At 68.4% G+C, this 22,822-nt stretch carries 22 protein-coding genes; 9 read left to right on the top strand and 13 right to left on the bottom strand.

What is annotated here, in order from left to right; genetic code table 11:
- Positions 1 to 52 precede the first annotated feature (52 nt).
- From araG to mpl, 13 genes are all read right to left on the bottom strand, one after another.
- Positions 53 to 1,564: an L-arabinose ABC transporter ATP-binding protein AraG gene (gene araG, locus BST28156_RS26915; RefSeq protein WP_174903799.1), complete on the bottom strand. Its 1,512-nt coding sequence runs from the start codon at positions 1,562 to 1,564 to the stop codon at positions 53 to 55.
- A gap of 68 nt (positions 1,565 to 1,632) precedes the next feature.
- Positions 1,633 to 2,628, bottom strand: a complete 996-nt coding sequence (locus tag BST28156_RS26910; protein ID WP_174903798.1) for an arabinose ABC transporter substrate-binding protein — start codon at positions 2,626 to 2,628, stop codon at positions 1,633 to 1,635.
- A gap of 102 nt (positions 2,629 to 2,730) precedes the next feature.
- Entirely contained in the window at positions 2,731 to 3,510 is a 780-nt protein-coding gene (locus BST28156_RS26905) for an SDR family oxidoreductase (protein ID WP_174903803.1), read from the bottom strand.
- On the bottom strand, positions 3,510 to 4,187 hold the full coding sequence (locus BST28156_RS26900; protein ID WP_060244884.1) for a 2-dehydro-3-deoxy-6-phosphogalactonate aldolase: 678 nt from the start codon (positions 4,185 to 4,187) through the stop codon (positions 3,510 to 3,512). The genes BST28156_RS26905 and BST28156_RS26900 overlap by 1 nt, the downstream gene beginning before the upstream one ends.
- A 28-nt stretch (positions 4,188 to 4,215) precedes the next feature.
- Positions 4,216 to 5,244 carry a 2-dehydro-3-deoxygalactonokinase gene (locus BST28156_RS26895; protein ID WP_174903797.1) on the bottom strand — a complete coding sequence of 343 codons (1,029 nt, stop codon included), beginning with the start codon at positions 5,242 to 5,244 and terminating at the stop codon, positions 4,216 to 4,218.
- Positions 5,241 to 6,140 carry an IclR family transcriptional regulator gene (locus tag BST28156_RS26890; protein WP_060244880.1) on the bottom strand — a complete coding sequence of 300 codons (900 nt, stop codon included), beginning with the start codon at positions 6,138 to 6,140 and terminating at the stop codon, positions 5,241 to 5,243. The genes BST28156_RS26895 and BST28156_RS26890 overlap by 4 nt, the downstream gene beginning before the upstream one ends.
- 368 nt (positions 6,141 to 6,508) lie before the next feature.
- Entirely contained in the window at positions 6,509 to 6,907 is a 399-nt protein-coding gene (locus BST28156_RS26885; protein WP_174903796.1) for an EF-hand domain-containing protein, read from the bottom strand.
- A gap of 97 nt (positions 6,908 to 7,004) precedes the next feature.
- Positions 7,005 to 8,612, bottom strand: coding sequence for a S10 family peptidase (locus BST28156_RS26880; RefSeq protein WP_174903795.1), 1,608 nt, complete (start codon positions 8,610 to 8,612; stop codon positions 7,005 to 7,007).
- Between the two features lie 431 nt (positions 8,613 to 9,043).
- The gene (gene mtgA, locus BST28156_RS26875) at positions 9,044 to 9,781 is read right to left on the bottom strand and encodes a monofunctional biosynthetic peptidoglycan transglycosylase (RefSeq protein ID WP_060244875.1); all 738 of its coding nucleotides are present in this window, start codon (positions 9,779 to 9,781) and stop codon (positions 9,044 to 9,046) included.
- Between the two features lie 13 nt (positions 9,782 to 9,794).
- Positions 9,795 to 10,661 carry a shikimate dehydrogenase gene (gene aroE, locus BST28156_RS26870; protein ID WP_060244872.1) on the bottom strand — a complete coding sequence of 289 codons (867 nt, stop codon included), beginning with the start codon at positions 10,659 to 10,661 and terminating at the stop codon, positions 9,795 to 9,797.
- Positions 10,658 to 12,739 carry a ribonuclease catalytic domain-containing protein gene (locus BST28156_RS26865; protein WP_174903794.1) on the bottom strand — a complete coding sequence of 694 codons (2,082 nt, stop codon included), beginning with the start codon at positions 12,737 to 12,739 and terminating at the stop codon, positions 10,658 to 10,660. Before BST28156_RS26865 ends, aroE begins: the two co-directional genes overlap by 4 nt.
- Positions 12,740 to 12,819: 80 nt before the next feature.
- The gene (locus BST28156_RS26860) at positions 12,820 to 13,389 is read right to left on the bottom strand and encodes a YqiA/YcfP family alpha/beta fold hydrolase (RefSeq protein WP_060244868.1); all 570 of its coding nucleotides are present in this window, start codon (positions 13,387 to 13,389) and stop codon (positions 12,820 to 12,822) included.
- Positions 13,386 to 14,771 carry a UDP-N-acetylmuramate:L-alanyl-gamma-D-glutamyl-meso-diaminopimelate ligase gene (gene mpl / locus BST28156_RS26855; RefSeq protein WP_060244866.1) on the bottom strand — a complete coding sequence of 462 codons (1,386 nt, stop codon included), beginning with the start codon at positions 14,769 to 14,771 and terminating at the stop codon, positions 13,386 to 13,388. Before mpl ends, BST28156_RS26860 begins: the two co-directional genes overlap by 4 nt.
- A 243-nt stretch (positions 14,772 to 15,014) precedes the next feature.
- Here mpl and BST28156_RS26850 point away from each other — a divergent pair, with 243 nt between their 5' ends.
- The 9 genes from BST28156_RS26850 (at position 15,015) to BST28156_RS26810 (ending at position 22,813) form a co-directional block, all read left to right on the top strand.
- Positions 15,015 to 15,659 (top strand): hypothetical protein, encoded by a 645-nt coding sequence (locus tag BST28156_RS26850; RefSeq protein ID WP_060244864.1) that lies wholly within the window; start codon positions 15,015 to 15,017, stop codon positions 15,657 to 15,659.
- A 7-nt stretch (positions 15,660 to 15,666) separates the two neighbouring features.
- The gene (locus BST28156_RS26845) at positions 15,667 to 16,215 is read left to right on the top strand and encodes a TlpA family protein disulfide reductase (protein ID WP_060244862.1); all 549 of its coding nucleotides are present in this window, start codon (positions 15,667 to 15,669) and stop codon (positions 16,213 to 16,215) included.
- Between the two features lie 194 nt (positions 16,216 to 16,409).
- A complete protein-coding gene (gene aroQ, locus BST28156_RS26840; RefSeq protein ID WP_060244860.1) occupies positions 16,410 to 16,862 on the top strand; it encodes a type II 3-dehydroquinate dehydratase in 453 nt (150 codons plus the stop codon).
- A gap of 66 nt (positions 16,863 to 16,928) precedes the next feature.
- A complete protein-coding gene (gene accB / locus BST28156_RS26835; RefSeq protein WP_174903793.1) occupies positions 16,929 to 17,405 on the top strand; it encodes an acetyl-CoA carboxylase biotin carboxyl carrier protein in 477 nt (158 codons plus the stop codon).
- A gap of 85 nt (positions 17,406 to 17,490) precedes the next feature.
- Positions 17,491 to 18,858, top strand: a complete 1,368-nt coding sequence (accC, locus tag BST28156_RS26830; RefSeq protein WP_060244857.1) for an acetyl-CoA carboxylase biotin carboxylase subunit — start codon at positions 17,491 to 17,493, stop codon at positions 18,856 to 18,858.
- A 2-nt stretch (positions 18,859 to 18,860) separates the two neighbouring features.
- Complete coding sequence (gene prmA / locus BST28156_RS26825) at positions 18,861 to 19,763, top strand: 50S ribosomal protein L11 methyltransferase (protein WP_174903792.1); 903 nt, start codon at positions 18,861 to 18,863, stop codon at positions 19,761 to 19,763.
- Between the two features lie 45 nt (positions 19,764 to 19,808).
- Positions 19,809 to 21,200: a DUF3426 domain-containing protein gene (locus BST28156_RS26820; protein ID WP_174903791.1), complete on the top strand. Its 1,392-nt coding sequence runs from the start codon at positions 19,809 to 19,811 to the stop codon at positions 21,198 to 21,200.
- A gap of 73 nt (positions 21,201 to 21,273) precedes the next feature.
- Positions 21,274 to 21,777 carry a thiol peroxidase gene (gene tpx / locus BST28156_RS26815; RefSeq protein ID WP_040126604.1) on the top strand — a complete coding sequence of 168 codons (504 nt, stop codon included), beginning with the start codon at positions 21,274 to 21,276 and terminating at the stop codon, positions 21,775 to 21,777.
- 97 nt (positions 21,778 to 21,874) lie between these two features.
- Positions 21,875 to 22,813: a carbohydrate kinase family protein gene (locus BST28156_RS26810; RefSeq protein ID WP_060244850.1), complete on the top strand. Its 939-nt coding sequence runs from the start codon at positions 21,875 to 21,877 to the stop codon at positions 22,811 to 22,813.
- The last annotated feature ends 9 nt before the right edge of the window (positions 22,814 to 22,822 follow it).

Genomic DNA, 22,822 nt, shown 5'->3' with positions numbered 1-22,822 from the left:
ATCGCGCGGCCCGCGCCGCGCGCTATCGATTCGTATCCGGTTCCCGGCGGCGTCACGCCGCCTGCACTGCGCTCGCCTGCGGCAACGCGAGGCTCAGCACCGCGTGCTCGTTCGCCTGCGCGCGCGTCAGCTCGCCCGCGATGCGGCGCTCGCGCATCACGACGATGCGGTCGGACACGCCGAGCACTTCCGGCAGCTCCGACGACACCATCACGATCGCGCAGCCGCGCTCCGCGAGCCGGTAGATCACGTCGTAGATTTCGTGTTTCGCGCCGACGTCGATGCCGCGCGTCGGCTCGTCGAGGATCACGACCTTCAGGTCGGGCTCCGCGAGCCAGCGCGACAGGATCGCCTTCTGCTGGTTGCCGCCCGACAGGAAGCGAATCTTCTGGCGCCGGTTCGGCGTCTTGATCTTCAGCCGCTGGATGAAGCGGTCGGCCGTGTCGTTCTCGGTCTTGCGGTCGATGAACAGCCCCGCGCGCAGCGAATGGCGGCGGCAGCTGATGTTGATGTTCTCCGCGACCGATGCGATCGCGATGATCCCTTCCTCCTTGCGGTCCTCCGGGCACAGCACGATGCCGTGGCGGATCGCGTCGCCGGTGCGCTTCACGTCGATGCGCTTGCCGTCGAGCGTCAGCACGCCCGCGCGCCGGCGGTCCGCGCCGTACACGAGCCGCATCAGTTCGCTGCGGCCCGCGCCGACCAGCCCGAAGAAGCCGACGATCTCGCCGGCGCGCACCGAGAAGCTCGCGGGCTCGCGCAGCGCGGCGCCGTCGATCCCTTCCGCGGCGAAGCGCACGTCGCCGAGCGCGCGCGGCGCGTAATGATAGATATCCGAGATCTCGCGCCCGACCATCTCGGCGACGAGCCGGTCGCGCGGCACGTCGTTCAGCGATTCGTGCGACGCGATCTTGCGCCCGTCGCGAAAGATCGTGCACGCGTCGCACAGCCGGTAGATCTCGTCCATCCGGTGCGAGATGTAGATCAGCGCGCGGCCCTGCGCGCGCAAGTCGTCGACGAGCTTGAACAACACCTCGGTCTCGCGATGCGACAGCGAACTCGTCGGCTCGTCGAGCGCGATCACGCGCGCGTTGCGCATCAGCGCCTTGCAGATCTCGACCATCTGCCGCTGCGCGATCGACAGCCGCCCGAGCCGCGCATCGGGGTCGAGATCGACGCCCATCGCGGCGAGCCGCTCGCGCACGAAACGCTTCGCGTCGCCCTTCCTCACCCAGCCGAACGCATTCGGCAGGCGGCCGAGCAGCAGGTTCTCCGCGACCGTCAGGTCGGGCACGTACTGCAGTTCCTGATGAATCACCGCGATGCCGGCCGCGATCGACGCGGCCGCATTCGCGAAATGCACGGGCTGGCCGTCGATCAGCACGCTGCCCGCATCGGGCTGATATTCGCCACCGAGAATCTTCAGCAGCGTCGACTTGCCCGCGCCGTTCTCGCCCATCAGGCCATGCACCTCGCCCGCCCGCACGTCGAACGAGATGCCGTCGAGTGCGCGCACGCCGGGAAAGACCTTGCCGATATTGTCAAACCGCAGTGCCGCTGACACGTTGCTTCTCCACTGTCGAATCGATCGACCGCCGGCTGCCGCATCGCTGCGGCAGCCGCGCGGGCCGCTTACTTCGAGGCAAGCCCCATCTCGTCGCGCACCTTCGTCACGTTGTCGCGCGTCGCGAGCATGCCGGTGGTCAGCGTCAGCGGCGGCGGTGCCTTGCCCTGCGTGATCCACGCGTACATCAGGTCCGAGGTTTCCTCGCCGTGGCGCTTCGGGCTGATGATCACGGTGCCGTAGAAGCCGGTCGGCTGCGGCTTCTTGAACTCGTTGAGCGCCGAGTCGGAGCCGCCGATGCCGATGCCGATCATGTTGTCGGCCTTGAAGCCGCGCCCTTCGGCCGCGCGCACCGCGCCGAGCACCGCCTCGTCGTTCAGGCCGTAGGCAACCCAGTGCTTGAACTGCGGGTTCTTGGTGAGCGCGATGTTGGCGGCGTTGAACGCGTTCTCGGTGTCGGTCTTCGCCTGCGGCGCCGCGATCACGTTCGCCTTCGGAAAGCCGGCGGCGACCAGCGCGTCGGTCGCGCCGGTGGTGCGGTCGTGCGCGGTCGGCAATTGCTCGTACGTGATGTCGATCGCGCCGACGTCCTTCATGTCCCAGCCGCGCTTCTTGATCTCGGCCGCGATGCCGTCGCCGACCTGCTTGCCGATGTTGTACGCGGAGATCCCCATGTGCGGCACCGACTCGATCGGCTTGCCCGCGCCGTCGACGAGGCGGTCGTCGACCGTCATCATCTTCAGGTTGTGCGACTTCGCCTTCGCGACGATGCCCGGCCCGAGCTTCACGTCGGGCGTGCAGATGATGAAGCCCTGCGCCTTCTGCGCGGCCAGGTTGTCGATCGCGCTCATGACCTTCTCGCCGGACGGCGCACCGATCTTCACGAGCGTGAAGCCCTTCTGCTTCGCGGCGATCTCGGCGAACTTCCACTCGTCCTGGAACCACGGCTCCTCGGGCTGCTTCACCAGGAAGCCGATCTTGACCGGGTCCGCCGCGTGCACAACCGGGCTTCCCATCAGCACCGCGGCCGCAGCGGCCAGCGTGACGAACGTTCTGCGTTTCATCTCCAGTGTCTCCTTGTCTTCATCGAACAGGATGCGACCGCTTGTTGGTTTCGACGCAGCGTGCGCGCGGCCGTCGCAGCTGCGGTCTGTCTAATCGTCGTGTCAGTCGTGGTACAGCGCCGCGCGCCCGCCATCGACGGTGATGCACGCGGCATTGATGAACGGCGCCTCGTCGGACGCGAGAAACACCGCCGTCATCGCAACTTCTTCGGGCCGGCCGATCCGCTTCATCGGCTGCAGCGCGAGCGTCTCGGCGCGCGCGGCGGCCGGATCGGGCTGCGCGTCCCACCAGTCGCGCGTCAGTTGCGTCTCGATATAGCCCGGCGCGATCGCATTCACGCGCACGTTGCGCGCCGCGTATTCGATGCCGAGCGCGCGCGTGAGGCCCAGCACGCCATGCTTCGCGACCGGATACGGAAAGCAGCCCGGGATGATCCGGAACGCGTGCGTCGACGCGATGTTCACGATGCTGCCGCGGCCGCGCTCGACCATCCCCGGCAGCGCCGCGCGGCAGCCGTGCCACACGCCGTCGAGGTCGACCGCGAAGCAGCGGCGCCAGTCGTCGTCGGTCATCGTCAGCGGATCCGCAAACACGTTGATGCCCGCGTTGTTCACCAGCACGTCGAGCGGGCCGAGCGCCGCTTCCGCCTGCACGAGCGCATCGCGCACCGACGCCTGCTGCGCAACGTCCGCGTGCAGCGCCAGCGCGCGCGCACCGTCGACGTCGCGCGCGATCGCGGCGGCGGTCTGCTGCGCCTGCGCGAGATCGAGATCGACGAGCGCGACGGCCGCGCCCTCGCGAACAAACGCGCCGGCGATCGCAGCGCCGATGCCGCGGCCCGCGCCCGTCACCATCGCGACCTTGCCCGCGAGACGGCCCATCATGCGGCTCCGCCGCGCGCCGCACGCAGGCCGGCCTGGAACGCGCGCGCGTTATTCGCGGTCGCGTCGGCCGGCTGGCCGGGCCGGTACAGCGCCGAACCGAGCCCGAACCCGTTCGCGCCGGCCGCGAGGAACGGCTGCATGTTGTCGGGCGCGATCCCGCCGACCGGAATCAGCGGCACCGCGCGGTCGATCACCGCGCGCCACGCCTTCACGACCGGCACGCCGAGCTGCTCGGCCGGGAACATCTTCAATACGTCGGCGCCGTTCGCGAGCGCCGCGAACGCTTCGGTCGGCGTCGCGACGCCCGGCGCGCTCGCCAGGCCGCGCTCGCGCGCGCGCCGGATCACGGCCGCGTCGCTGTGCGGCATCACGATCAGCGCGCCGCCGGCATCCTGCACGCGGTCGACGTATTCGGCGCGCAGCACGGTGCCCGCGCCGACGATCGCATCGTCGGGCAGCGCGCGGCGCAGTGCGGCGATGCTGTCGAACGGCGCCGGCGAATTGAGCGGCACCTCGACGATCCGGAAGCCGGCTTCGTAGAGTGCGAGGCCGTGCTCGGCCGCTTCGGCCGGCGTGATCCCGCGCAGGATCGCGATCAGCGGACACGCGTCGAACGCGCGCGTCAGCGCGGCGTGCGGCGTATAGGGCGCGGGCAGCGTAAGTTCGGACGGCATGACAGGATTCCTCCGCAATCGGTTCGGTTCATTGATTCGCATGGACGGGCGTGCCGTCCTCCGCGCGCACGAGCCCGGCGCGCGACGCGATCCGCCACAGCCCGCGTTCGGTCGCGTGCGCGACGACGCGCGCATGCGTGCAGCCGAACACCTGCAGCGCATCGACGTAGCGCGCGCACAGGCCGTCGTCGCCGATCAGCAGCAGCGGCTGGTTCGCGAGCGCCGCGCCGCGCTCGCCGAGCATCGCCGCAAGCGCGTTCAGCTCGTGGCCGATCAGCAGCCCGGACAGGTAATCGCCCTGCGCATCGGGCGCGAGCCGGTCGGTCAGCCCGAGCGTGCGCGTGCTGAAGATCGTCGCGAGCAGCCCGGCGCGCTGCGCGCCGCGCGCGACCGACACGCCGCGCACGAACGCCGCGCGATCGGGCGACGCGGGCGTGCGCATCGTGCGGCCGAGGATCGTGTGGTCGCGCAGCGCGGCGAACAGCTCGCCGGTCATGTAAGTCTGGAAGCGCTCGATCAGCCCGTCCTTCACCCATGCCCATTTCGCATGCGTGCCCGGCAAGCCGATCAGCACCCCTGAACGATCGGCATCAAGCATCGGATCGGCGGCGAGTGCGCCGAAGATCTGCGTTTCTTCGCCGCGCATCACGTCGGGCAGGTCGCCCGTCGCGATCACGCCCGGCACGATCGAGACCGTCGCGCCGCGCGACGTGGTCACGGTGACGAGGCCCGCGGCGAGCGCGTCGGCGCCGGCCGGCACCGCGACATACGGCGCCTCGCGCCAGCCCTGCGCGCTGCCGACCATGCCGGCGGCGAGCACCGGCACGGGGCCGGTGCGATCGAGCCAGTCGCCGCAGGCGCCCTCGAACACCGCGTCGAACGCGTGCGCGCCGCCGGCCGGCACATGCATCACGCCCGCCGCGCGGCTGCGCGTCTCGAGCAAGGTGCCGCGCGCGTCGAACAGGTACGCGCGCAGCGACGTCGTGCCCCAGTCGAGCGCGATCAGCGACGGCGTCGCGGTGGCGGCATCCGGAACGGTCCGGGTCGGGTTCGTCATCGTTTGATCCTGCGGGTACCCTGCGGCGGGCTCCAGCCCAGTTCCGCGGAAATGGCCCGTGCTTCGCGCTGCACGAGCGGAATCAGTTCGTCCATCCGGTCGTGCGGCATGTACGGAATCGTGCTCGCGACCGACACGGCCGCGACGACCGCGCCCGACGCATCGCGGATCGGCGCCGCCACGCAGCGGATCGACGCTTCGTTCTCCTCGAGATCGAACGTGTAGCCGCCGGCCGCGTAGTGCGCCATGCGCTGCAGGAACGCGCCCGTATCGGGCCGGTTGTCCGGCTTGAAATTCACGCCGGCCAGCGCACGCCGCGCGGCCTCGAACAGCGAGCGCCACATCTCGGGATCGAGGTCGAGCATCATCGCCTTGCCGATGCCGGTCGACGCGAGCGGCATCCGGTGGCCGACCCGCGAGCGCATCTCGAGGCCGCGCGTGCCGGGGATCTTGTCGATGTAGAGCACGTCGTCGCCGTCGCGCACGCCGAGATGGATCGTGTCGAGCGTCGCTTCGGCGAGCGCTTCGAGATGCGGACGCGCGACCGCGGTCAGCGGCATCTGCTCGAGCGCGATCGTGCCGAGCTCGATCAGCTTCGGGCCGAGCAGATAGCCGCCCTGCACCTGGCGCAGGTAGCGCGCCTGCACGAGGCTGCTGACGAGACGGTGCGTCGTGCTGCGCGTCGTGCCGAGCGCGGCGCCGATCGCGCGCATGTCGCGCGCGCCGTTCGCGATCGCTTCGAGGATCGCGAGGCCGCGCAGCAGCGTCTGCGTGCCGGCCTGCTGTGCCGCGAGATCGAGCGGCGTGCTGGTCGCGCCGATGCTGTCGGTGAGCGGCGCGTCCGCCGGCGCCGCGCGCCGGCTTTCGAGGGCTAGGGATACGGGCATCTTGGTCATGGTGCGGGCTTCTTCAGCGAAATCGGTGAAGCCGCATTCGCGCGCGCCGGGCCAAGGTCCGGCGTCGCGGCAACGCGGCGGTCGAGGCACCGAGGGAAGCGCCCGGCAAACGTCATGGAATGTGTCTCCGTGTGCGTCGGGCGCCGCGCGATGCGTGGGTCCGAAGCTGTCGATGTGCTTCGGATTGTAGGAGCGCACGCACTCGCCTCCAATATTTGAATGCGTTGCCCAGATAATGAGAAAACTGCCGAAATCGGCGGCACGCGCGGCGCGGCGGGCCGGCGGCAGGCCCGCGATGCGCGCGGGGGCGGAACCCGCGCTCGCCGCAGGTTCCGCCCCCGTTTGTTCATGCGCGCCGCGCGCCGACGTTACTGCTGGCTCGTACTGCGCGCCTGCATGTAGCGCTGTACGTCGGCGAACGACACGCGGCCGCTGCCGCTCGCATCGATCTGCCGGAAGTGGTTCGCGACATAGCCGAGGCCGGCCGCGCGCGCCTGCGCTTCGGTGATCGAACCGGTGTTCTGCGTATCGGCCGCGCCGAACTGCCGCGCGAGCTTGCGCACCACCTGCGCGTGCAGCGCGGCGCCGGTCGTCTGCGTGCCGGCGGTCGGCCGGCGTGCGGCCGGCGGCACGTACGGATCGCCGAGCTGCGCCTGGCGTGCACGCTGCGGCGCGGCGGCGTCGCTCGCCTGGGCAAACGCGGAGGCGGAAAAGGCGGCGGCCGCGCCTGCGAGCGCGACGGCAGCGACGATGAAACGTTGGTTCATGTCAGGCTCCAGTCTGGAATGAGGTCGTCGACGGCCGGCCCGCGGCGCCGCCGGGCGCATGTCGCCCGAAGGCCGCCGTGGCCGGCGCAGCGCTGCATCAGTGCGCGGCCGTGTTGTAGAAGGTCGCGAGGTCCGCCTTCTCCTGCGGCCGCGACGTATCGTCGAGATAGACCATGTGTCCGCCCTGATAGTCCTTGATCGTCAGGTTCGGCTGCGAGCCGAGCCGCGCGAGGTCGAGCTCGGTCTGGTAGAACGGCGTCGCGATGTCGTGATAGCCGTTCAGCGACAGCACCTTCAGCGACGGATTCAGCGTCAGCGCCGCGGCGAGATCAGGAATCGTGTCGGGCATCGCGAGACCGTCGTGGCTCCAGTCCCAGGTGTTGATCGCGTTGCTGCTGACCGAGTAGGCCGACTGCGCGCTGTACTTCAGCTGGTTCGGCAGATAGCTGCCGATCGTGTCGGTGAACGGCTTCGTGATGTAGGTGCTCGACGGGTCGCCGTCCGCCGCGAGCGGGCTCGACAGCGGCACGTTCACGCGCGCGTCGTAGCGGCCGATCAGCGTGCCGGGAACCAACGACAGCTGGAAGCTGTTGTCGAAGAAGGTCGGGACCACGTTGAAGTCGGCGTTCCACAGCGACGCCTTCACGCCGGTTGCGTTCGTCATCGTCGTCACGAGGCTCGGCGACGGCGGCGTATGGCTCGCCAGATACGCGTTCACTGCCGGCACGTAGCTGCCGGCCGTCAGCAGGCGCATCTGGTCCGCATACGGCGGCAGGCTCGGCGGATTCGGATTGTCGAGCTGATAGTACGCGCCGACGGTACCGTACGACGGCACGAAGCCCGCGCAGCTGACCGGGCTCGAACCGTTGTTCGAGTTGCCGATATAGTCGCTCGCCATGTCGCAGTTCACGTTGTAGTCGAGGATCGACGACTGCAGCACGATGCCCGCGAGCTTCACGCCGGCCGTCTCGAGCAGGTTCGCGAGCACGTCGGTGCGCGGCGTGCCGTACGATTCGCCGAACAGGTATTTCGGCGAGTCGTTGCGCTGGTTCACGCTCAGGTAGCGCACCACGAAATCGCGGAACGCGCCGGCATCCTGGTCGACGCCCCAGAACGTCTGATTGGTGTTCGGCGCGATCGCTTCGGAATAGCCGGTGCCGATCGCATCGACGAACACGAGATCGGTCGTGTCGAGCAGGCTTTCCGCGTTGTCGACGAACGGGAACGTCGCGGTGCCCGCGTTCGGGTCGCCGGTCTGGATCCGCTTCGGGCCGAACGAGCCGAGATGCAGCCACACCGATGCGGAGCCGGGGCCGCCGTTGTACAGGAACGTGACCGGCCGCTTCGCGGCGGGTTGGTTGTCGGCCGTATACGCGACGTAGAAGAACGACGCCTCGGGCGCGCCCGTCTGCGGATTGCGCGCGACGAGGTGACCGGCCGTGGCCGTGTAGCGGATCGTCTGGCCGTTCAGCGTGATCTGGTGATGGGTGACGGCGGCCTTCTCGACCGCGGCGGCGGGATCGAGCGACGCGCTCCCGCTCGACGAATAACTGTTCGGATCGTTGTACGGCTTGTCCGCCTGTGCGGCGGGATCCGCTGAGTTGTCGGCGCTCGTCGCGGACGACGTCACGTCGTCGTTGCAGGCCGTCAGGATCAGCGAAGAAAACACCACGCCCAACAACAGCTTCGCTTTGCGCTTCGGCATCGTTGCTTTCCTTGTTCTTGGATGTTGTCGTGTCGAGCGGCTCGATAAGCCGCCCCCCGCCTCGATGTCACGGCCGATAGGCCGAGGCAGGGCCAATATACGGGAGCGCGTCGGCTTTGAAAAATTTTGAAATATTTGCGCGGACGTCGGTGCGGCGCACACCTTACAGAAATGCTTCGAATGCCGAAACAACATATTTCAAATAGCTTTCGCAGACGCCGATGTTTATTCGCCGAAACTAAAAATCCCGCGCTTTCAGCGGGTTTCGGTCAAGAAAATCGCACGGTCGTCGATATTGCTTGGCAAAACGAAATAGACGATTTCGTCTAAAGAATGTGGCCCCATATGCGCGCGACACGAATGCGCTGCAGCGCACCAACGACGCGCGGGCAGAGAAACGGGCAATGCGGCGGCGCGGACGCGCCGCCCGCTCATTCGGACTGCGGCAGCGCGGCCGCGCCCATCCGGCGCGCGATGACGGCCGCGCGCTGCGCCTGATAGGCCGAACCGCGATGCGCGTCGAACCAGCGCGGCTTCGGCAGCATCACCGCGAGACGTGCGGACTGCCATGCGCCGAGCCGGCTCGCGGGAATCTTGTAGTAATAGCGCGCGGCGGCCTCGGCGCCGTACACGCCGCGCCCCCATTCGACGGAATTCAGGTAGATCTCGAAGATCCGTTCCTTGTCGAGCAGCGCTTCGAGCATCCACGTGATGATCAGCTCCTGCCCCTTGCGGATGTAGCTCTTCTCGCGCGACAGGAACAGGTTGCGCGCGAGCTGCTGCGTGATCGTCGAGCCGCCCGCGACGATCCGTCCGCGCGCCTTGTTCTTCTCCCACGCCTGCAGGATCGCGTCGACGTCGTAGCCGTTGTTGGTCGCGAAGGTCGAATCTTCCGACGCGATCAGCGCGCGCTTCAGGTTGCGCGAGATCTGGTCGTACGGCACCCATTGATGCTGGATGCGCGCGGGCGGATTGTCGCGCGACAGCCACCATGCGTCGGTGCGCATGAACGCGGTCGAACCCGGGTTCACGACCGACCACAGGGCGATCTGCGCGATATAGAACAGCTGTGTCGCGAGCCATGCGCCCGCGAACACCGAGCCCGCATAGACGACCCAACGCGTCAGGCTGACCCTGCGCGTGCGCTCCGCACCGCCGACCGCCACCACTGCCGCGCTCCGCTCAACTCGCCGCGAGCGCCTGGCGCAGCGCCGCGAGCACGGGCGCGCCGTCGGGCCGCACGCCGCGCCACAGGAGGAACGATTCGGCCGCCTGCTCGACCAGCATCCCGAGCCCGTCGGCAGTACGCGCGCCGAGCGAGGCCGCGTGCTGCATGAACACGGTCGGCTGCGCGCCGTACATCATGTCGTACGCGAGCGTGCCCGCGCCGAACGCGGCCGGGTCGCACTCCGGCAGCGCCGCGTCGAGGCTGCCGGCCGTCGCATTGACGATCACGTCGTACGGCGCCGCACGCACTTCGCCCGGGCCGCCGCCCGCGAGCGTGCAGCCCGCATCGTGCGCGGCCTGCATGAACTGGCTGACCAGCGCCTCGGCCTTTTCCGCCGTGCGGTTCACGATCGTGATCGACAGCGGCGCGCGATCGAGCATCGGCAGCACCACGCCGCGCGCGGCGCCGCCCGCGCCGAGCAACAGGATGCGCGCGCCCGCGAGCGACACGCCGAGGTTCGACTCGATATCGCGCACGAGACCGACGCCGTCGGTGTTGTCGCCGTAAATGCGGCCGTCGGCGTCGATGCGCAGCGTATTCACCGCACCCGCGGCCGCCGCGCGCGGCGACAGCGTGTCGGCAAGCGCGTGCGCTTCGAGCTTGAACGGCACCGTCACGTTCGCGCCGCGCCCGCCTTCGGCGACGAACGCGCGCACGGCCGCCTCGAACCCGTCGAGCGGCGCAAGCCGGTGCGTGTACTCGATCGACTCGCCCGTCTGCGCGGCGAACTGCGCGTGAATGAACGGCGACTTGCTGTGCGCCACCGGATTGCCGAATACCACGTAGCGGTCGGCGCCGCTCGTCGACGCGACCGTGCTCATGATGCGCGCTCCTGCGGGTTGCCGTTCGCGGCGTCGCCGCCGTCGCCTGCCGGCGCATCGTCCGATTCGGCCAGCGCTTCGGCCTCGGCTTGCGCCGAATCGTCCGGTGCGTCGATCAGCGTGTCGTCGCCGCCTTCGGCTTCCTCTTCGTCGTCGGCCGCGTCGCCGCTCGTCACGGTCGGCGCATCGAGCACGTTCAGCAGCCGCACCGACGCCTCGATCGTCAGCTCGTCGAGCGACATCACGTCGAGCAGCACGCGCGTGCCGCGCGCATGCACGCCGAGTCCCGGCACGTGCAGCAGCAGCGGAATCTCCTCGAGGCGCACGAGATCGCCCTTCACGACGCTCGCGACGACCTGCTTCTTCTGCTCCTGCGCGAGCCAGCGCAGGCACCAGAAGTACTCCATCCGGCGCTGATAGTCGGCGTACGCGGAGTACGTGTCGTCGAAGCCCTGTACGACCGCGTACAGGTCCGCATCCTTCGGCTTGAACGGCGCGGCCAGCTTCGCGGTGACGCCGTGCTGCACGCACGCGAGCAGCTGCCATTGGTTCACGAGATCGACGTAGCGGCGCAGCGGCGACGTGCTCCACGCATACTGCGGCACGCCGAGGCCTTCGTGCGGCGCGGCCGTCGTCTGCATCCGCGTGCGCTTCGGGCCCGGCGTGCCGAAACCGCGCTGCGAACGATAGATGCCGGGCACCGTGTGATCGTGCAGAAACGCGCCCCAGGTCGAGTTCGCGAGGATCGCGAGCTCCGACACGATCAGGTCGAGCGGCGACCCGCGGCGGCGCGGCGTGATCGTCACGTGCTCGCCTTCGACGTAGAAGTTGTAGTCGGTGTTGCGCTGCACCTCGCGCTTGAGCCCGTAGCCCGCGCGCGCCTGCTGGCGCTTTTCGAACAGCGCCTGCGCGAGCGGCCACAGCACCGCGATGTCGTCCTTGTGCGGATAGTCGCCGGTGCCGGCCGCGAGCGTCTCCTCGGTGACGAGTTCGTCGAGCGTGTTGTGGCGCAGGTTGTTCTTCACGTACACGAGCTCGGCGCGCGTCTCGTTCGCGACGATCTCCTGCGTGTCGCGGTTGACGATGATGTACAGCGACAGCGCCGGGCGATAGTCGCCCTCCTTCAGCGTGAACACGTCGACGACGTCGTCCGGCAGCATCGTGATCTTGTCGCCCGGCATGTAGACGGTCGACAGGCGCGCGCGCGCGATCGCGTCGACCGCGTCGCCGCGCACGATGCCGAGCGCCGGCGCCGCGATGTGCACGCCGATCCGCACGCGACCGTCGGACAGGTGCTCGACCGAGAACGCATCGTCGATTTCGGTGGTCGTGATGTCGTCGATCGAGAACGCCTCGACGTCCGCGCGCGGCAGGTCGTCCGGCAGCGGGCCGACGCTGACGGGCGGAAAGCCGGTGCCGTGCGGGAAGAATTCGGCGAGAAAGCGCGCCTCGTGCAGCGCGCGCGGCGACTCGATGCCGCCGCAGTCGAGCATCAGCCGCGCCGGCGACACGCCGCGCGCGCCGGCCGCCGCTTCCATCGCCTTGTATTCGATCGCGTTCTTGTCCGGCCGCGTCAGCAGGCCGAGCACCTTGCCCGCGAACGCCTCCGGCAGCTTGCCGGCCTTCAGCTCTTCCTCGTACTGCGCCTGCACCAGCGCCTGCTGGCGCTTGCGCTCGAGCGACGCGAGCGCCATCTTCAGCTGCTCTTCCGGCGCGCGCTGGTACTGGCCGCGCCCCTTGCGACGGAAGTAGACCGGCGAGCCGTGCAGCCGCAGCACGAGCGCCGCGCGCTCGACCGGGCCGTAGGTCGCGCCGAAATACTCTTCGGCCAGCGCCGTATACGCGAATTCGTCGGCCGGCGCGCATTCCCACAGGAAATCCAGATCGATCTGCTGCGCGGCCGCATCGGCCTCCTGCATCAGCTCGCTCGCGGCCGGCTTCTCGAATTCGATCAGCACGTCCTTCGCGCGCACCTTCGCGCGCCGCCCGCCGGGCAACTCGACCTGAAACGCGTCGCCCTGGCGCGACAGCACGCTGCCCGCCTTGAAACTGCCCGATTCCTCGAAGAAAACGTTCACTCAGTACTCTCGTTCAGACTGCCGGACGCCGCTTCGGCGGCGCCGCATGATGATGGGAATTCGATCGGCCGGTGGCCGGATCATGTCGTCTTTTCGTCGCAGAATGCGAGAACGTCGTCGACATAGTCGGCAAATTCGCTGATGCCGTGATCGCTGCCTTCGATCACGCGCGTTTTCGCGCCGGGGTAATGGGCGAGCATCTCGCGATAGTCGAGCACTTCGTCGCCGGTCGCCGCGAACAGATAGTAGCGTTCGGCGCGCGTGATCGCCGGCACGCGCAGCGCGTCGAGTTCGTGCAGGTGGCGGCGCTCGACGACGATCGAGCCGCCGCCGTGGTACAGCGGCTGTTCGCCGAGATACTGCTCGAGATCGCGCTGCGGGACGATCGCCGGATTCAGCAGCACGGCCTTCCAGCCATGCTTTTCCGCGAGCCAGGTCGCGTAGTAGCCGCCGAGCGAGCTGCCGATCACCGTCACGTCCTGCGCGCCCGCGACCTGCGCCTCGGCCAGCGCAACCGCCTCGAGCGGCGACACCGACAGCGACGGACAGCGCCATTCGTCCGCGCGGCCGAGCGCGGCCATGCGCGCGGCGAGCAGTTGCGACTTCTGCGACGCCGGCGACGACCGGAAACCGTGCAGATAGAGGATCACGCGCGGCTCCCGAGCGCGTCGAGCAGCTTCTGGTGCACGCCGCCGAAGCCGCCGTTGCTCATCACGAGCACCTGGTCGCCCGGGCGCGCGGCTTCGACGACGGCCTTCACCAGCAGGTGCAGGTCGTCGAACGCCTGCGCCTTGTCGCCGAGCGGCGCGAGCGCGTCGCCGAGATTCCAGCCGAGCGCGTCGCGCCCCGACGGCGCACCGTAGCCGAACACGAGATCGGCGTCGGCGAGGCTCGCCGGCAGCTGCGACTTCATCACGCCGAGCTTCATCGTGTTCGAACGCGGCTCGAGCACGGCGAGAATGCGGGTGTTTTGACGACCGATACGCGCACGAAGGCCGGCGATCGTGGTTTCGATCGCGGTCGGATGGTGCGCGAAGTCGTCGTAGACGGTCACGCCGTCGACGCTGCCGCGCACTTCCATGCGCCGCTTCACGTTGCGGAACGCCGCGAGCGACGCGGCGGCCTGCGCGGGCGGCACGCCGACGTGACGCGCGGCCGCGATCGCCGCGAGCGCGTTCATCCGGTTGTGCTCGCCCTGCACCTGCCAGACGACCTCGCCGACACGCTCGGCCTGCGCATACACCGCGAAGCGCTCGTCGACCGGCACGCCGTCCTCGGCCGGCAGCGCTTGCCAGCCGCCGTCGACGCCGAAACGCTCGACCTCGCTCCAGCAGCCGCGTGCCAGCACGCGCTCGAGCGCGTCCGCGCGGCCGTTCGTGACGATCCGCCCGACGCCCGGCACGGTGCGCACGAGGTGGTGGAATTGCGTCTCGATCGCAGCGAGATCGGGGAAGATGTCGGCGTGATCGAATTCGAGGTTGTTCAGCACCGCGGTGCGCGGCCGGTAGTGCACGAACTTCGAGCGCTTGTCGAAGAACGCGGTGTCGTACTCGTCGGCCTCGATCACGAAGAAGCTCGAATCGGTGAGCCGCGCCGATATGCCGAAATTCAGCGGCACGCCGCCGATCAGGAAACCCGGATTCAGACCGGCGTCCTCCAGCAGCCATGCGAGCATCGACGAGGTGGTCGTCTTGCCGTGCGTGCCGGCGACCGCCAGCACCCACTTGCCGGCCAGCACGTGCTCGCCGAGCCATTGCGGGCCCGACACGTACGGCAGGCCGCGATCGAGGATCGCTTCCATCAGCGGGTTGCCGCGCGTGACGACGTTGCCGATCACGAACAGGTCGGGTTTCAGGTCGATCTGCTCGGCGCCGTAGCCCTCGATCAGCGTGATGCCCTGCGCCTCGAGCTGCGTGCTCATCGGCGGATAGACGCCCGCGTCGCAACCCGTCACCGTGTGGCCCGCCTCGCGCGCGAGTACGGCGAGACCGCCCATGAAGGTGCCGCAGATGCCTAGAATGTGGATGTGCATAGATGAATGCTTTCGCGCCGCCGGGCGCCGTCGATTCGGAAAGGATGGTCTGCGCCGCGCCGGACAGGCCGCGCGGCCGGCACCGGCCCACGACGTTCGCCGCGACACAAAGAACGCCATTGTAACTGACGGCCTGCCGTGCCCGGCGGCCCGAACACTGCGCGCGAGCGCCGCCGGCGCGCCGGGCGACGCGTGGCCGCAGCGCATTCGGGCGCCGCAGCGATCGAGTATGATTGCCGGATCATGTCTCGCAAACCCCTTGTCGATCCGCGGCGCGTCCGCGAGGAAATCGCCCAGTCCGCCGCACGCCTGATCGCGGAGGACGGGCTGGACTACGCCGCCGCGAAGCGCAAGGCCGCGCGCCAGTTGCTCGGCGATTCGCGCGTTGCCGGCGAATGGCTGCCCGATAACGATCTGATCGAGGAAGAACTGCGCGAATACCTGGCGCTGTTCCAGAGCGATACGCAGCCGGACGAGCTGCGCGACCTGCGCGAAATCGCGCTCGACTGGATGCGCCGGCTCGCCGAATTCAATCCGTATGTGACGGGCGCCGTGCTGAACGGCACTGCGAACGCGCATTCGGACATTCATTTGCAGACTTTTACCGACAACCCGAAGGACGTCGCGATCTACCTGCTGAACCAGAACGTCCAGTACGACGTCTCGGAGACGCGGCACTTCGCGGGCCGCGGCGACGTCGAGACGCTGAGCTTCCTGTGGCGCCCGCGCCGCGACATGGACGCGATCGGCATCCACGTGGCGCTGTATGCGAGCGACGATCTGCGCGGCGCGGTCAAGGCCGACGCGCGCGGCCGCGTCGCCCGCGCGGACGCCGCCGCGTTGCGTGCGCTGGTCGACGCGGCCAACGCCCCTTCCGAACCGGAATGATTCAACGATGATGATGAAACGCATGTTGGCGCTCGCGGTGGTCGCGGCCGCCGCCGTCGCCGGCGGGATCTCCGCCGGCCACTGGTTCCGCGGCAGCGACGACGGCGTCGCCGTCGCGGCGCCCGCCACGCAGGGCAGCCCGGTCGACCGGCTGTGGACCGCGTCGCTGACCGGCATCGACGGCAAGCCGGCCACGCTGGCCGCCTTCAAGGGCCAGAAGGTCGTCGTCAATTTCTGGGCGTCGTGGTGCGGCCCGTGCGTCGAGGAGATGCCCGAGCTGGTCACGCTGTCGCACCAGTACAAGCAGAAAGGGATCCGTTTCGTCGGGATCGGCGTCGATTCCGAGCAGAACGTGAAGAACTTCCTGCAGAAGGTGAAGGTCGACTATCCGGTCTTCGTCAGCGGTTATGCGGGTGCCGATCTGGCCCGTAATTTCGGAAATACGGCCGGCGCACTGCCTTTTACCGTCGTGATCGACGAAACGGGCAAGATTCGCGAGACAAAATTGGGACAAATCCAACCGGCCGAGCTGAAAAAGACCCTCGACGCCTTGTGAGCTGGCTGAACGACGATGTGCACGTTGGCGGCGATTTACGGATCGATCGCCGCAATTTCGCGTGAATTCGCCGATACTTTGAATCCATGCCGGTAATTCTTGCAGGTCCGGTTCGTGCACACGTTCGGCAAAACTAGACAAATTTCTCTAATTAGCGCTAAAGTGCGCGCAATTCCGCAGAATTAGAAGCGACCATGACACGATTGCTGGTGCTGCACGGCCCCAACCTGAACCTTCTCGGCACCCGGGAACCGGAGGTGTACGGCCGCGTCACGCTGGCGCAGATCGATCAGGCGCTGGCCGCTCGGGCGCAGGAAGCCGGCGTCGAACTGGCGTCGTTCCAGAGCAACCACGAAGGCGCGCTCGTCGACCGCATCCAGGCCGCGCGGGAGGAACAGACCGATTTCATCCTGATCAATCCCGCCGCGTATACGCATACCAGCGTCGCGATCCGGGATGCGCTCGCCGGCGTCGGCATCCCGTTCGTCGAGGTGCATCTGTCGAACGTGCATCGCCGCGAAGCGTTCAGGCACCACTCCTACTTTTCCGACCAGGCCGAAGGCGTGATCTGCGGACTCGGCTGGAAAGGTTATCTGTACGCGCTCGAATACGCGCTGGACAAGCTGCAAGGCGCGCCGCGCGGCTGATTCCGCGAGTCTAGATTCAGCGCCGGTCCCAACCGGCGCTTTCACGTATTGAAAGGGGAATTCCCGATGGATCTTCGTAAGCTGAAAACTCTGATCGACCTCGTCTCCGAATCCGGCATCTCCGAGCTGGAAGTGACGGAAGGCGAAGGCAAGGTGCGCATCGTCAAGAACGCACCGCCGGTCTACGTGCAGCCGACGGGCGGGTATGCCCCGCAGGTCAACGTCGCGCAGGCGGCGCCGCAGCCGGCCGAAAGCGCAGCCGCGCCGGCCGCAGGCGCTGCCGCACCGGCGGCCGCCGCCGCACCGCAGGGCCACGTCGTGACGTCGCCGATGGTCGGCACGTTCTATCGCGCGCCGTCGCCGGGCGCGGACCCGTTCGTCCAGGTCGGCGACACGGTCAAGGAAGGCCAGACCCTCTGCATCATCGAAGCGATGAAGCTGCTCAACGAGATCGAGTCGGACAAGGCCGGCGTGATCAAGGAAATCCTCGCCGAGAACGGCCAGGCCGTCGAATACGGCCAGCCGCTTTTCGTGATCGGCTAAGCCCGCCGCGCGGCCACGCCGGCCGCGCGCCGCCGATGCTCTCAAGGCGCCGTTCGCGCGCCCCTCGAAGAGACGAATATTCGCTATGTTTGAAAAAATCCTCATTGCCAACCGCGGTGAAATCGCGCTGCGCATCCAGCGCGCGTGCCGCGAGCTCGGCGTCAAGACGGTGGTCGTCTACTCGGAAGCCGACAAGGAAGCCAAGTACGTGCGCCTCGCGGACGAAGCCGTCTGCATCGGCCCGGCCCCGTCGAACCTGAGCTACCTGAACATGCCGGCGCTGATCAGCGCTGCGGAAGTCACCGATGCCGAGGCGATCCACCCCGGCTACGGCTTCCTGTCGGAGAACGCCGATTTCGCCGAGCGCGTCGAGCAATCGGGCTTCACGTTCATCGGCCCGCGCCCGGAAACGATCCGCCTGATGGGCGACAAGGTCACCGCGAAGCAGACGATGATCAAGACCGGCGTGCCGTGCGTGCCGGGTTCGGAAGGCGCGTTGCCGGACGATCCGAAGGAGATCGTGAAGATTGCGCGCGCGATCGGCTATCCGGTCATCATCAAGGCCGCCGGCGGCGGCGGCGGCCGCGGGATGCGCGTCGTGCACACCGAAGCCGCGCTCGTGAACGCGGTCAACATGACCCGCGAGGAAGCCGGCCGTGCGTTCGGCAACCCGCAGGTGTACATGGAGAAGTTCCTCGAGAACCCGCGCCACATCGAGATCCAGGTGCTGTCCGACGCGTACAAGAACGCGATCTGGCTCGGCGAGCGCGACTGCTCGATGCAGCGCCGCCACCAGAAGGTGATCGAGGAAGCGCCGGCGCCCGGCATTCCGCGCCGCCTGATCGACCGCATCGGCGACCGCTGCGCGGACGCGTGCAAGAAGATGGGCTACCTCGGCGCGGGCACGTTCGAATTCCTGTACGAAAACGGCGAGTTCTACTTCATCGAGATGAACACGCGCGTGCAGGTCGAGCACCCGGTCTCGGAAATGATCACCGGCGTCGACATCGTGCAGGAACAGATCCGCATCGCGGCCGGCGAAAAGCTCACGCTGCGCCAGCGCGACATCCAGTTCCGCGGCCACGCGATCGAGTGCCGGATCAACGCGGAAGATCCGTTCAAGTTCACGCCGTCGCCGGGCCGGATCACGTCGTGGCATACGCCGGGCGGCCCCGGCGTGCGCGTCGACTCGCATGCCTACAATGGCTATTTCGTGCCGCCGAACTATGATTCGATGATCGGCAAGCTGATCACCTACGGCGCGACCCGCGACCAGGCGATCCGCCGGATGCGCATCGCGCTGTCGGAAATGGTCGTCGAAGGGATCCAGACCAACATCCCGCTGCACCGCGAGCTGATGATCGACTCGAAGTTCGTCGAAGGCGGCACCAGCATCCACTACCTCGAAAACCGGCTCGCGCAGAAGCAGGCCGTCGCACCGGAAGAAGCGTAAGCATGAGCTATCGCGAACTCGTCGTCGAACTGGCCCGTGAGCACGCGGAGGAACTCTCCGACGCGCTGCTCGAACTCGGCGCGCTGTCGGTCTCGGTCGAAGACGCCGATGCCGACACGCCCGACGAACAGCCGCTCTTCGGCGAGCCGGGCCTCGTGCCCGAGCGCACCGCATGGCAGCACTCGCGCGTGGTCGCACTGCTGTCGCCCGACCACGAGCCGGCCGTGCTGCTCGCGGCCGCCGCAAACGAGATCGGCGTGGCCGAGCTGCCGAAGTTCGAAGTGCGCGAAGTCGAGGAGCAGGACTGGGTGCGGCTCACGCAATCGCAGTTCGACCCGATTCCGGTCGGCGAGCGGATCTGGGTCGTGCCGTCGTGGCACGATGCGCCCGATCCCGACGCGCTGATCCTCGAACTCGACCCGGGCCTCGCATTCGGCACCGGCAGCCACCCGACCACGCGCCTGTGCATGGAATGGCTCGAGCAGTCGGTGCGGCCCGGCCAGTCGGTGCTCGACTACGGCTGCGGCTCGGGGATCCTCGCGATCCTCGCGAAGAAATGCGGGGCGAACCCCGTGGTCGGCATCGACATCGATCCGCAGGCCGTCGAATCGGCGCGGCAGAACAGCGAGCGCAATCGCGCGGACGTCACGTACGGGCTGCCCGACGCGTGCCCGGCCGGCGAATTCGACATCGTCGTCGCGAACATCCTGTCGAACCCGCTGAAGCTGATGGCGTCGATGCTCGCGTCGAAGGTGAAACCGGGCGGACGCATCGCGCTGTCGGGCGTGCTTGCGCGCCAGGCGGACGAAGTCGCGGCCGTCTATGCGCGCTACGTCGACATCTCGGTCTGGCGCGAACACGAAGGCTGGGTATGCCTCGCCGGAACCCGGCGCGAAAGCCATTAGAATAGCGCTGTCCTTCACTCTGGCCAGCAGGCCGCCCGGCTCGACATGTTTCTTGCGACGCGCTGCCCTCATTGCGACACCGTCTTCCGGCTGCAGCAGGAACAGCTCGCGCTGCATCGAGGGCTCGTGCGCTGCGGGCATTGCGGGCAGGTGTTCGATGCGTCGCAGTCGCTCGTTGCCGAGCATGCGCAACCGGCCGAACCGGCGCTGACCGGAACCGAAACCCGGACCGAAACCGCATCGTCGGCCGAAGCCGCCGTCGCCGCACCCCGCGCCGGCGACGCGGCGCAACCGGCCGCGCCCGCGCGACTGTTCGCCGATGCCGCCTCGCCCGCCCGCGCCGATGCGCCGACGCGCGCCGACTACAAGCCGGAAGGCTGGGACATGTGGGCACCGTGGCTCGACGGCGGCGTCGATCCGTCGCTGCAGCACAGCATGCAGACGGTTCGCACCGAGCCGCTGGTGCCGCTGGCGCTCCCGGCAATCGAGGCCGGCGTCGTACACCTGAGCGGCACGCCCGCACCGATCGCGCCAGCTGCCGCGGATGCAGATACGGACACGCATCCGGCCGATACCGCCGCCCTGCCTGCCGATACTCCCGCGCCGTCGCACGAAACCAGCGCAGCGCCGCCGCAACGCACGGCGCCCGTTGACGCCGATCCGCGCGAACCCCGCTTCATTGCCCACGTACCGATTGACGCCGGCATCGACACGACCGAACCGGTCGACGCGCATGCGCGCTTCGCCGCGTCGCAGGACGATCGCGCCGCGCCGCGCGAACCGCGCTTTGCGCCCGACGCGGCATCCGTCGCCGCGCCTGCCGCGCGGGAACCCGCGATGCGCGACGCGCAAGTCGCCGACACCGGCTCGCCTGCCGCACCGTTCGCAGCCACGCTGTCCGACGACGACCGCGCGCCTTTCACCGTCACGCGGGAAACGCGCGCGCCGCAGCGCCGCGGCGTGCTCGGCGGCTTTTTCGGCGGGCTCGTCGCCGCCGCGCTCACGGTGCTGCTGGTCGCGCAGCTCGCGTGGTGGCAGCGCGAGGCGCTGATGATCCACTGGCCGGTCACGCTGAGCTGGTTCCGGCAGGCCTGCGCGCCGCTCGGCTGCAAGGTCGCGCCGCCGCGCGCGATCGACGGCCTGCGGCTCGACGCGACCGACCTGCGCCAGATCGACGGCCCGCGCGTGCTCGAACTGAAGGCGCCGCTGACGAACCGCTACCGCGTCGCGCTCGCCTATCCGTCGCTCGAACTGACCCTGCTCGACGACACCAATCGCGTGACCGCGCGCCGCGTGCTCGCGCCGCGCGAGTACGTGCGCCCGGGCACGCCGATCGACGCGGGACTCGCGCCCGGCACCACGCAGACGATGATCGTCCGCGTCGACACGAACGGCACGCCCGCATCGAATTTCCGCGTCCAGATCTTTTATCCGTGACGCATCGCGGCGCGCGCACGCGCGCCCGTCTCAACCCGCGCGCCGCAGCGGCGCGCTATTTCGGAGCACGAACATGAGCAAAGTTACGCTGGGTGGCAACCCGATCGATCTCGCCGGCACGTTCCCGGCCGTCGGCTCGCAAGCCCCCGACTTCAAGCTGGTCGGCAAGGATCTCGCCGATCTGTCGCTCGCCAGCTTCGCCGGCAAGCGCAAGGTGCTGAACATCGTGCCGAGTCTCGACACGCCGACCTGCGCAACGTCGACCCGCAAGTTCAACGAAGCCGCGTCGTCGCTCGACAACACGGTCGTGATCGTCGTGTCGGCCGACCTGCCGTTCGCGGCGTCGCGCTTCTGCACGACCGAAGGCCTCGAGAACGTCGTGACGGCCTCGACCTTCCGCACCGGCCGCGCGTTCGCGAACGCGTACGGCGTCGACGTGACGAGCGGCCCGCTGAACGGCCTGACCGCACGCGCGGTGGTCGTGCTCGACGCACAGGACAAGGTGCTCCACGCGCAGCTCGTCGGCGAGATCAAGGACGAGCCGAACTACGACGCAGCGCTCGCCGCGCTGAAGTAATCCGCCGCCGCCCGGCCTTGCCCGCGTGCTGCCCGACGGGCCTGTCGCGCGCCGGCCGGGCGGCAGCCTCCCTTTGCTCTCTACAGGAACGCACGCCTTGACTACGCTGATTTGCGGCTCGCTCGCCTACGACAACATCATGACTTTCGAGGGCCGGTTTCGCGAGCACATCCTGCCCGACCAGGTTCACCTTCTCAACGTGAGCTTCCTCGTGCCGACGATGCGACGCGAATTCGGCGGCTGCGCGGGGAACATCGCTTACGCGCTGCACATGCTCGGCGGCGACGCGCGCATCATGGCGACGGTCGGCGCGAACGACGCGGACCGCTATCTCGAGCGTCTCGACAGCCTCGGCCTGTCGAAGGCCAGCGTGCGCGTGGTGCCCGATACGCACACCGCGCAGGCGATGATCACGACCGATCTCGACAACAACCAGATCACCGCATTCCACCCGGGCGCGATGATGCAGTCGCACCTGAACCGCGCGGACGAAGTGCCGGGCGTGAAGCTCGGCATCGTCGCGCCGGACGGCTTCGACGGGATGGTCCAGCACGCCGAACAATTCGCGAAGGCCGGCATTCCGTTCATCTTCGATCCGGGCCAGGGCCTGCCGCTGTTCGACGGTGCGACGCTGCGACGCATCATTGAACTCGCGACTTTCGTCGCGGTCAACGACTACGAAGGCAAGCTCGTCAGCGACAAGACGGGCTGGTCCGAACAGGAAATCGCCAGCCGGGTCCAGGCGCTGATCATCACGCGCGGCGAGCACGGCTCCACCATTCTTCACAAAAACGGCGAAGAACAGATTCCCGTCGTGCGCGCCGAGCGTGTGGTCGATCCGACCGGCTGCGGCGATGCCTTCCGCGGCGGCCTGTTGTACGGCATCGAGAACGGCCTCGACTGGGCAACCACCGGACGTCTCGCCAGCCTGATGGGCTCGCTCAAGATCGCCCATCAAGGGCCCCAGACTTACGCACTGACGCGCGCCGACATCGACGCGCGCTTCGAGACTGCATTCGGTTACAGTCTCAAATGAACATTGTGG

This window comes from Burkholderia pseudomultivorans, from assembly GCF_902499075.1.
In the GTDB taxonomy this organism is placed as follows: domain Bacteria; phylum Pseudomonadota; class Gammaproteobacteria; order Burkholderiales; family Burkholderiaceae; genus Burkholderia; species Burkholderia pseudomultivorans.
The sequence above is the reverse complement of the archived record's forward strand: the minus strand, read 5'-3'. Positions and strand labels throughout refer to the sequence as shown.

Bases quoted from the DNA above. Each gene is read 5' to 3' on its own strand.
- BST28156_RS26885 (WP_174903796.1), bottom strand. From the start codon at position 6,907: ATGAACCAACGTTTCATCGTCGCTGCCGTCGCGCTCGCAGGCGCGGCC.
- aroQ (WP_060244860.1), top strand. From the start codon at position 16,410: ATGACACGATTGCTGGTGCTGCACGGCCCCAACCTGAACCTTCTCGGC.
- accB (WP_174903793.1), top strand. From the start codon at position 16,929: ATGGATCTTCGTAAGCTGAAAACTCTGATCGACCTCGTCTCCGAATCC.
- BST28156_RS26850 (WP_060244864.1), top strand. From the start codon at position 15,015: ATGTCTCGCAAACCCCTTGTCGATCCGCGGCGCGTCCGCGAGGAAATC.
- BST28156_RS26910 (WP_174903798.1), bottom strand. From the start codon at position 2,628: ATGAAACGCAGAACGTTCGTCACGCTGGCCGCTGCGGCCGCGGTGCTG.
- prmA (WP_174903792.1), top strand. From the start codon at position 18,861: ATGAGCTATCGCGAACTCGTCGTCGAACTGGCCCGTGAGCACGCGGAG.
- BST28156_RS26820 (WP_174903791.1), top strand. From the start codon at position 19,809: ATGTTTCTTGCGACGCGCTGCCCTCATTGCGACACCGTCTTCCGGCTG.
- BST28156_RS26900 (WP_060244884.1), bottom strand. From the start codon at position 4,187: ATGCCGTCCGAACTTACGCTGCCCGCGCCCTATACGCCGCACGCCGCG.
- mpl (WP_060244866.1), bottom strand. From the start codon at position 14,771: ATGCACATCCACATTCTAGGCATCTGCGGCACCTTCATGGGCGGTCTC.
- tpx (WP_040126604.1), top strand. From the start codon at position 21,274: ATGAGCAAAGTTACGCTGGGTGGCAACCCGATCGATCTCGCCGGCACG.
- BST28156_RS26845 (WP_060244862.1), top strand. From the start codon at position 15,667: ATGATGATGAAACGCATGTTGGCGCTCGCGGTGGTCGCGGCCGCCGCC.
- BST28156_RS26905 (WP_174903803.1), bottom strand. From the start codon at position 3,510: ATGGGCCGTCTCGCGGGCAAGGTCGCGATGGTGACGGGCGCGGGCCGC.
- BST28156_RS26895 (WP_174903797.1), bottom strand. From the start codon at position 5,244: ATGACGAACCCGACCCGGACCGTTCCGGATGCCGCCACCGCGACGCCG.
- aroE (WP_060244872.1), bottom strand. From the start codon at position 10,661: ATGAGCACGGTCGCGTCGACGAGCGGCGCCGACCGCTACGTGGTATTC.
- BST28156_RS26890 (WP_060244880.1), bottom strand. From the start codon at position 6,140: ATGACCAAGATGCCCGTATCCCTAGCCCTCGAAAGCCGGCGCGCGGCG.
- BST28156_RS26880 (WP_174903795.1), bottom strand. From the start codon at position 8,612: ATGCCGAAGCGCAAAGCGAAGCTGTTGTTGGGCGTGGTGTTTTCTTCG.
- accC (WP_060244857.1), top strand. From the start codon at position 17,491: ATGTTTGAAAAAATCCTCATTGCCAACCGCGGTGAAATCGCGCTGCGC.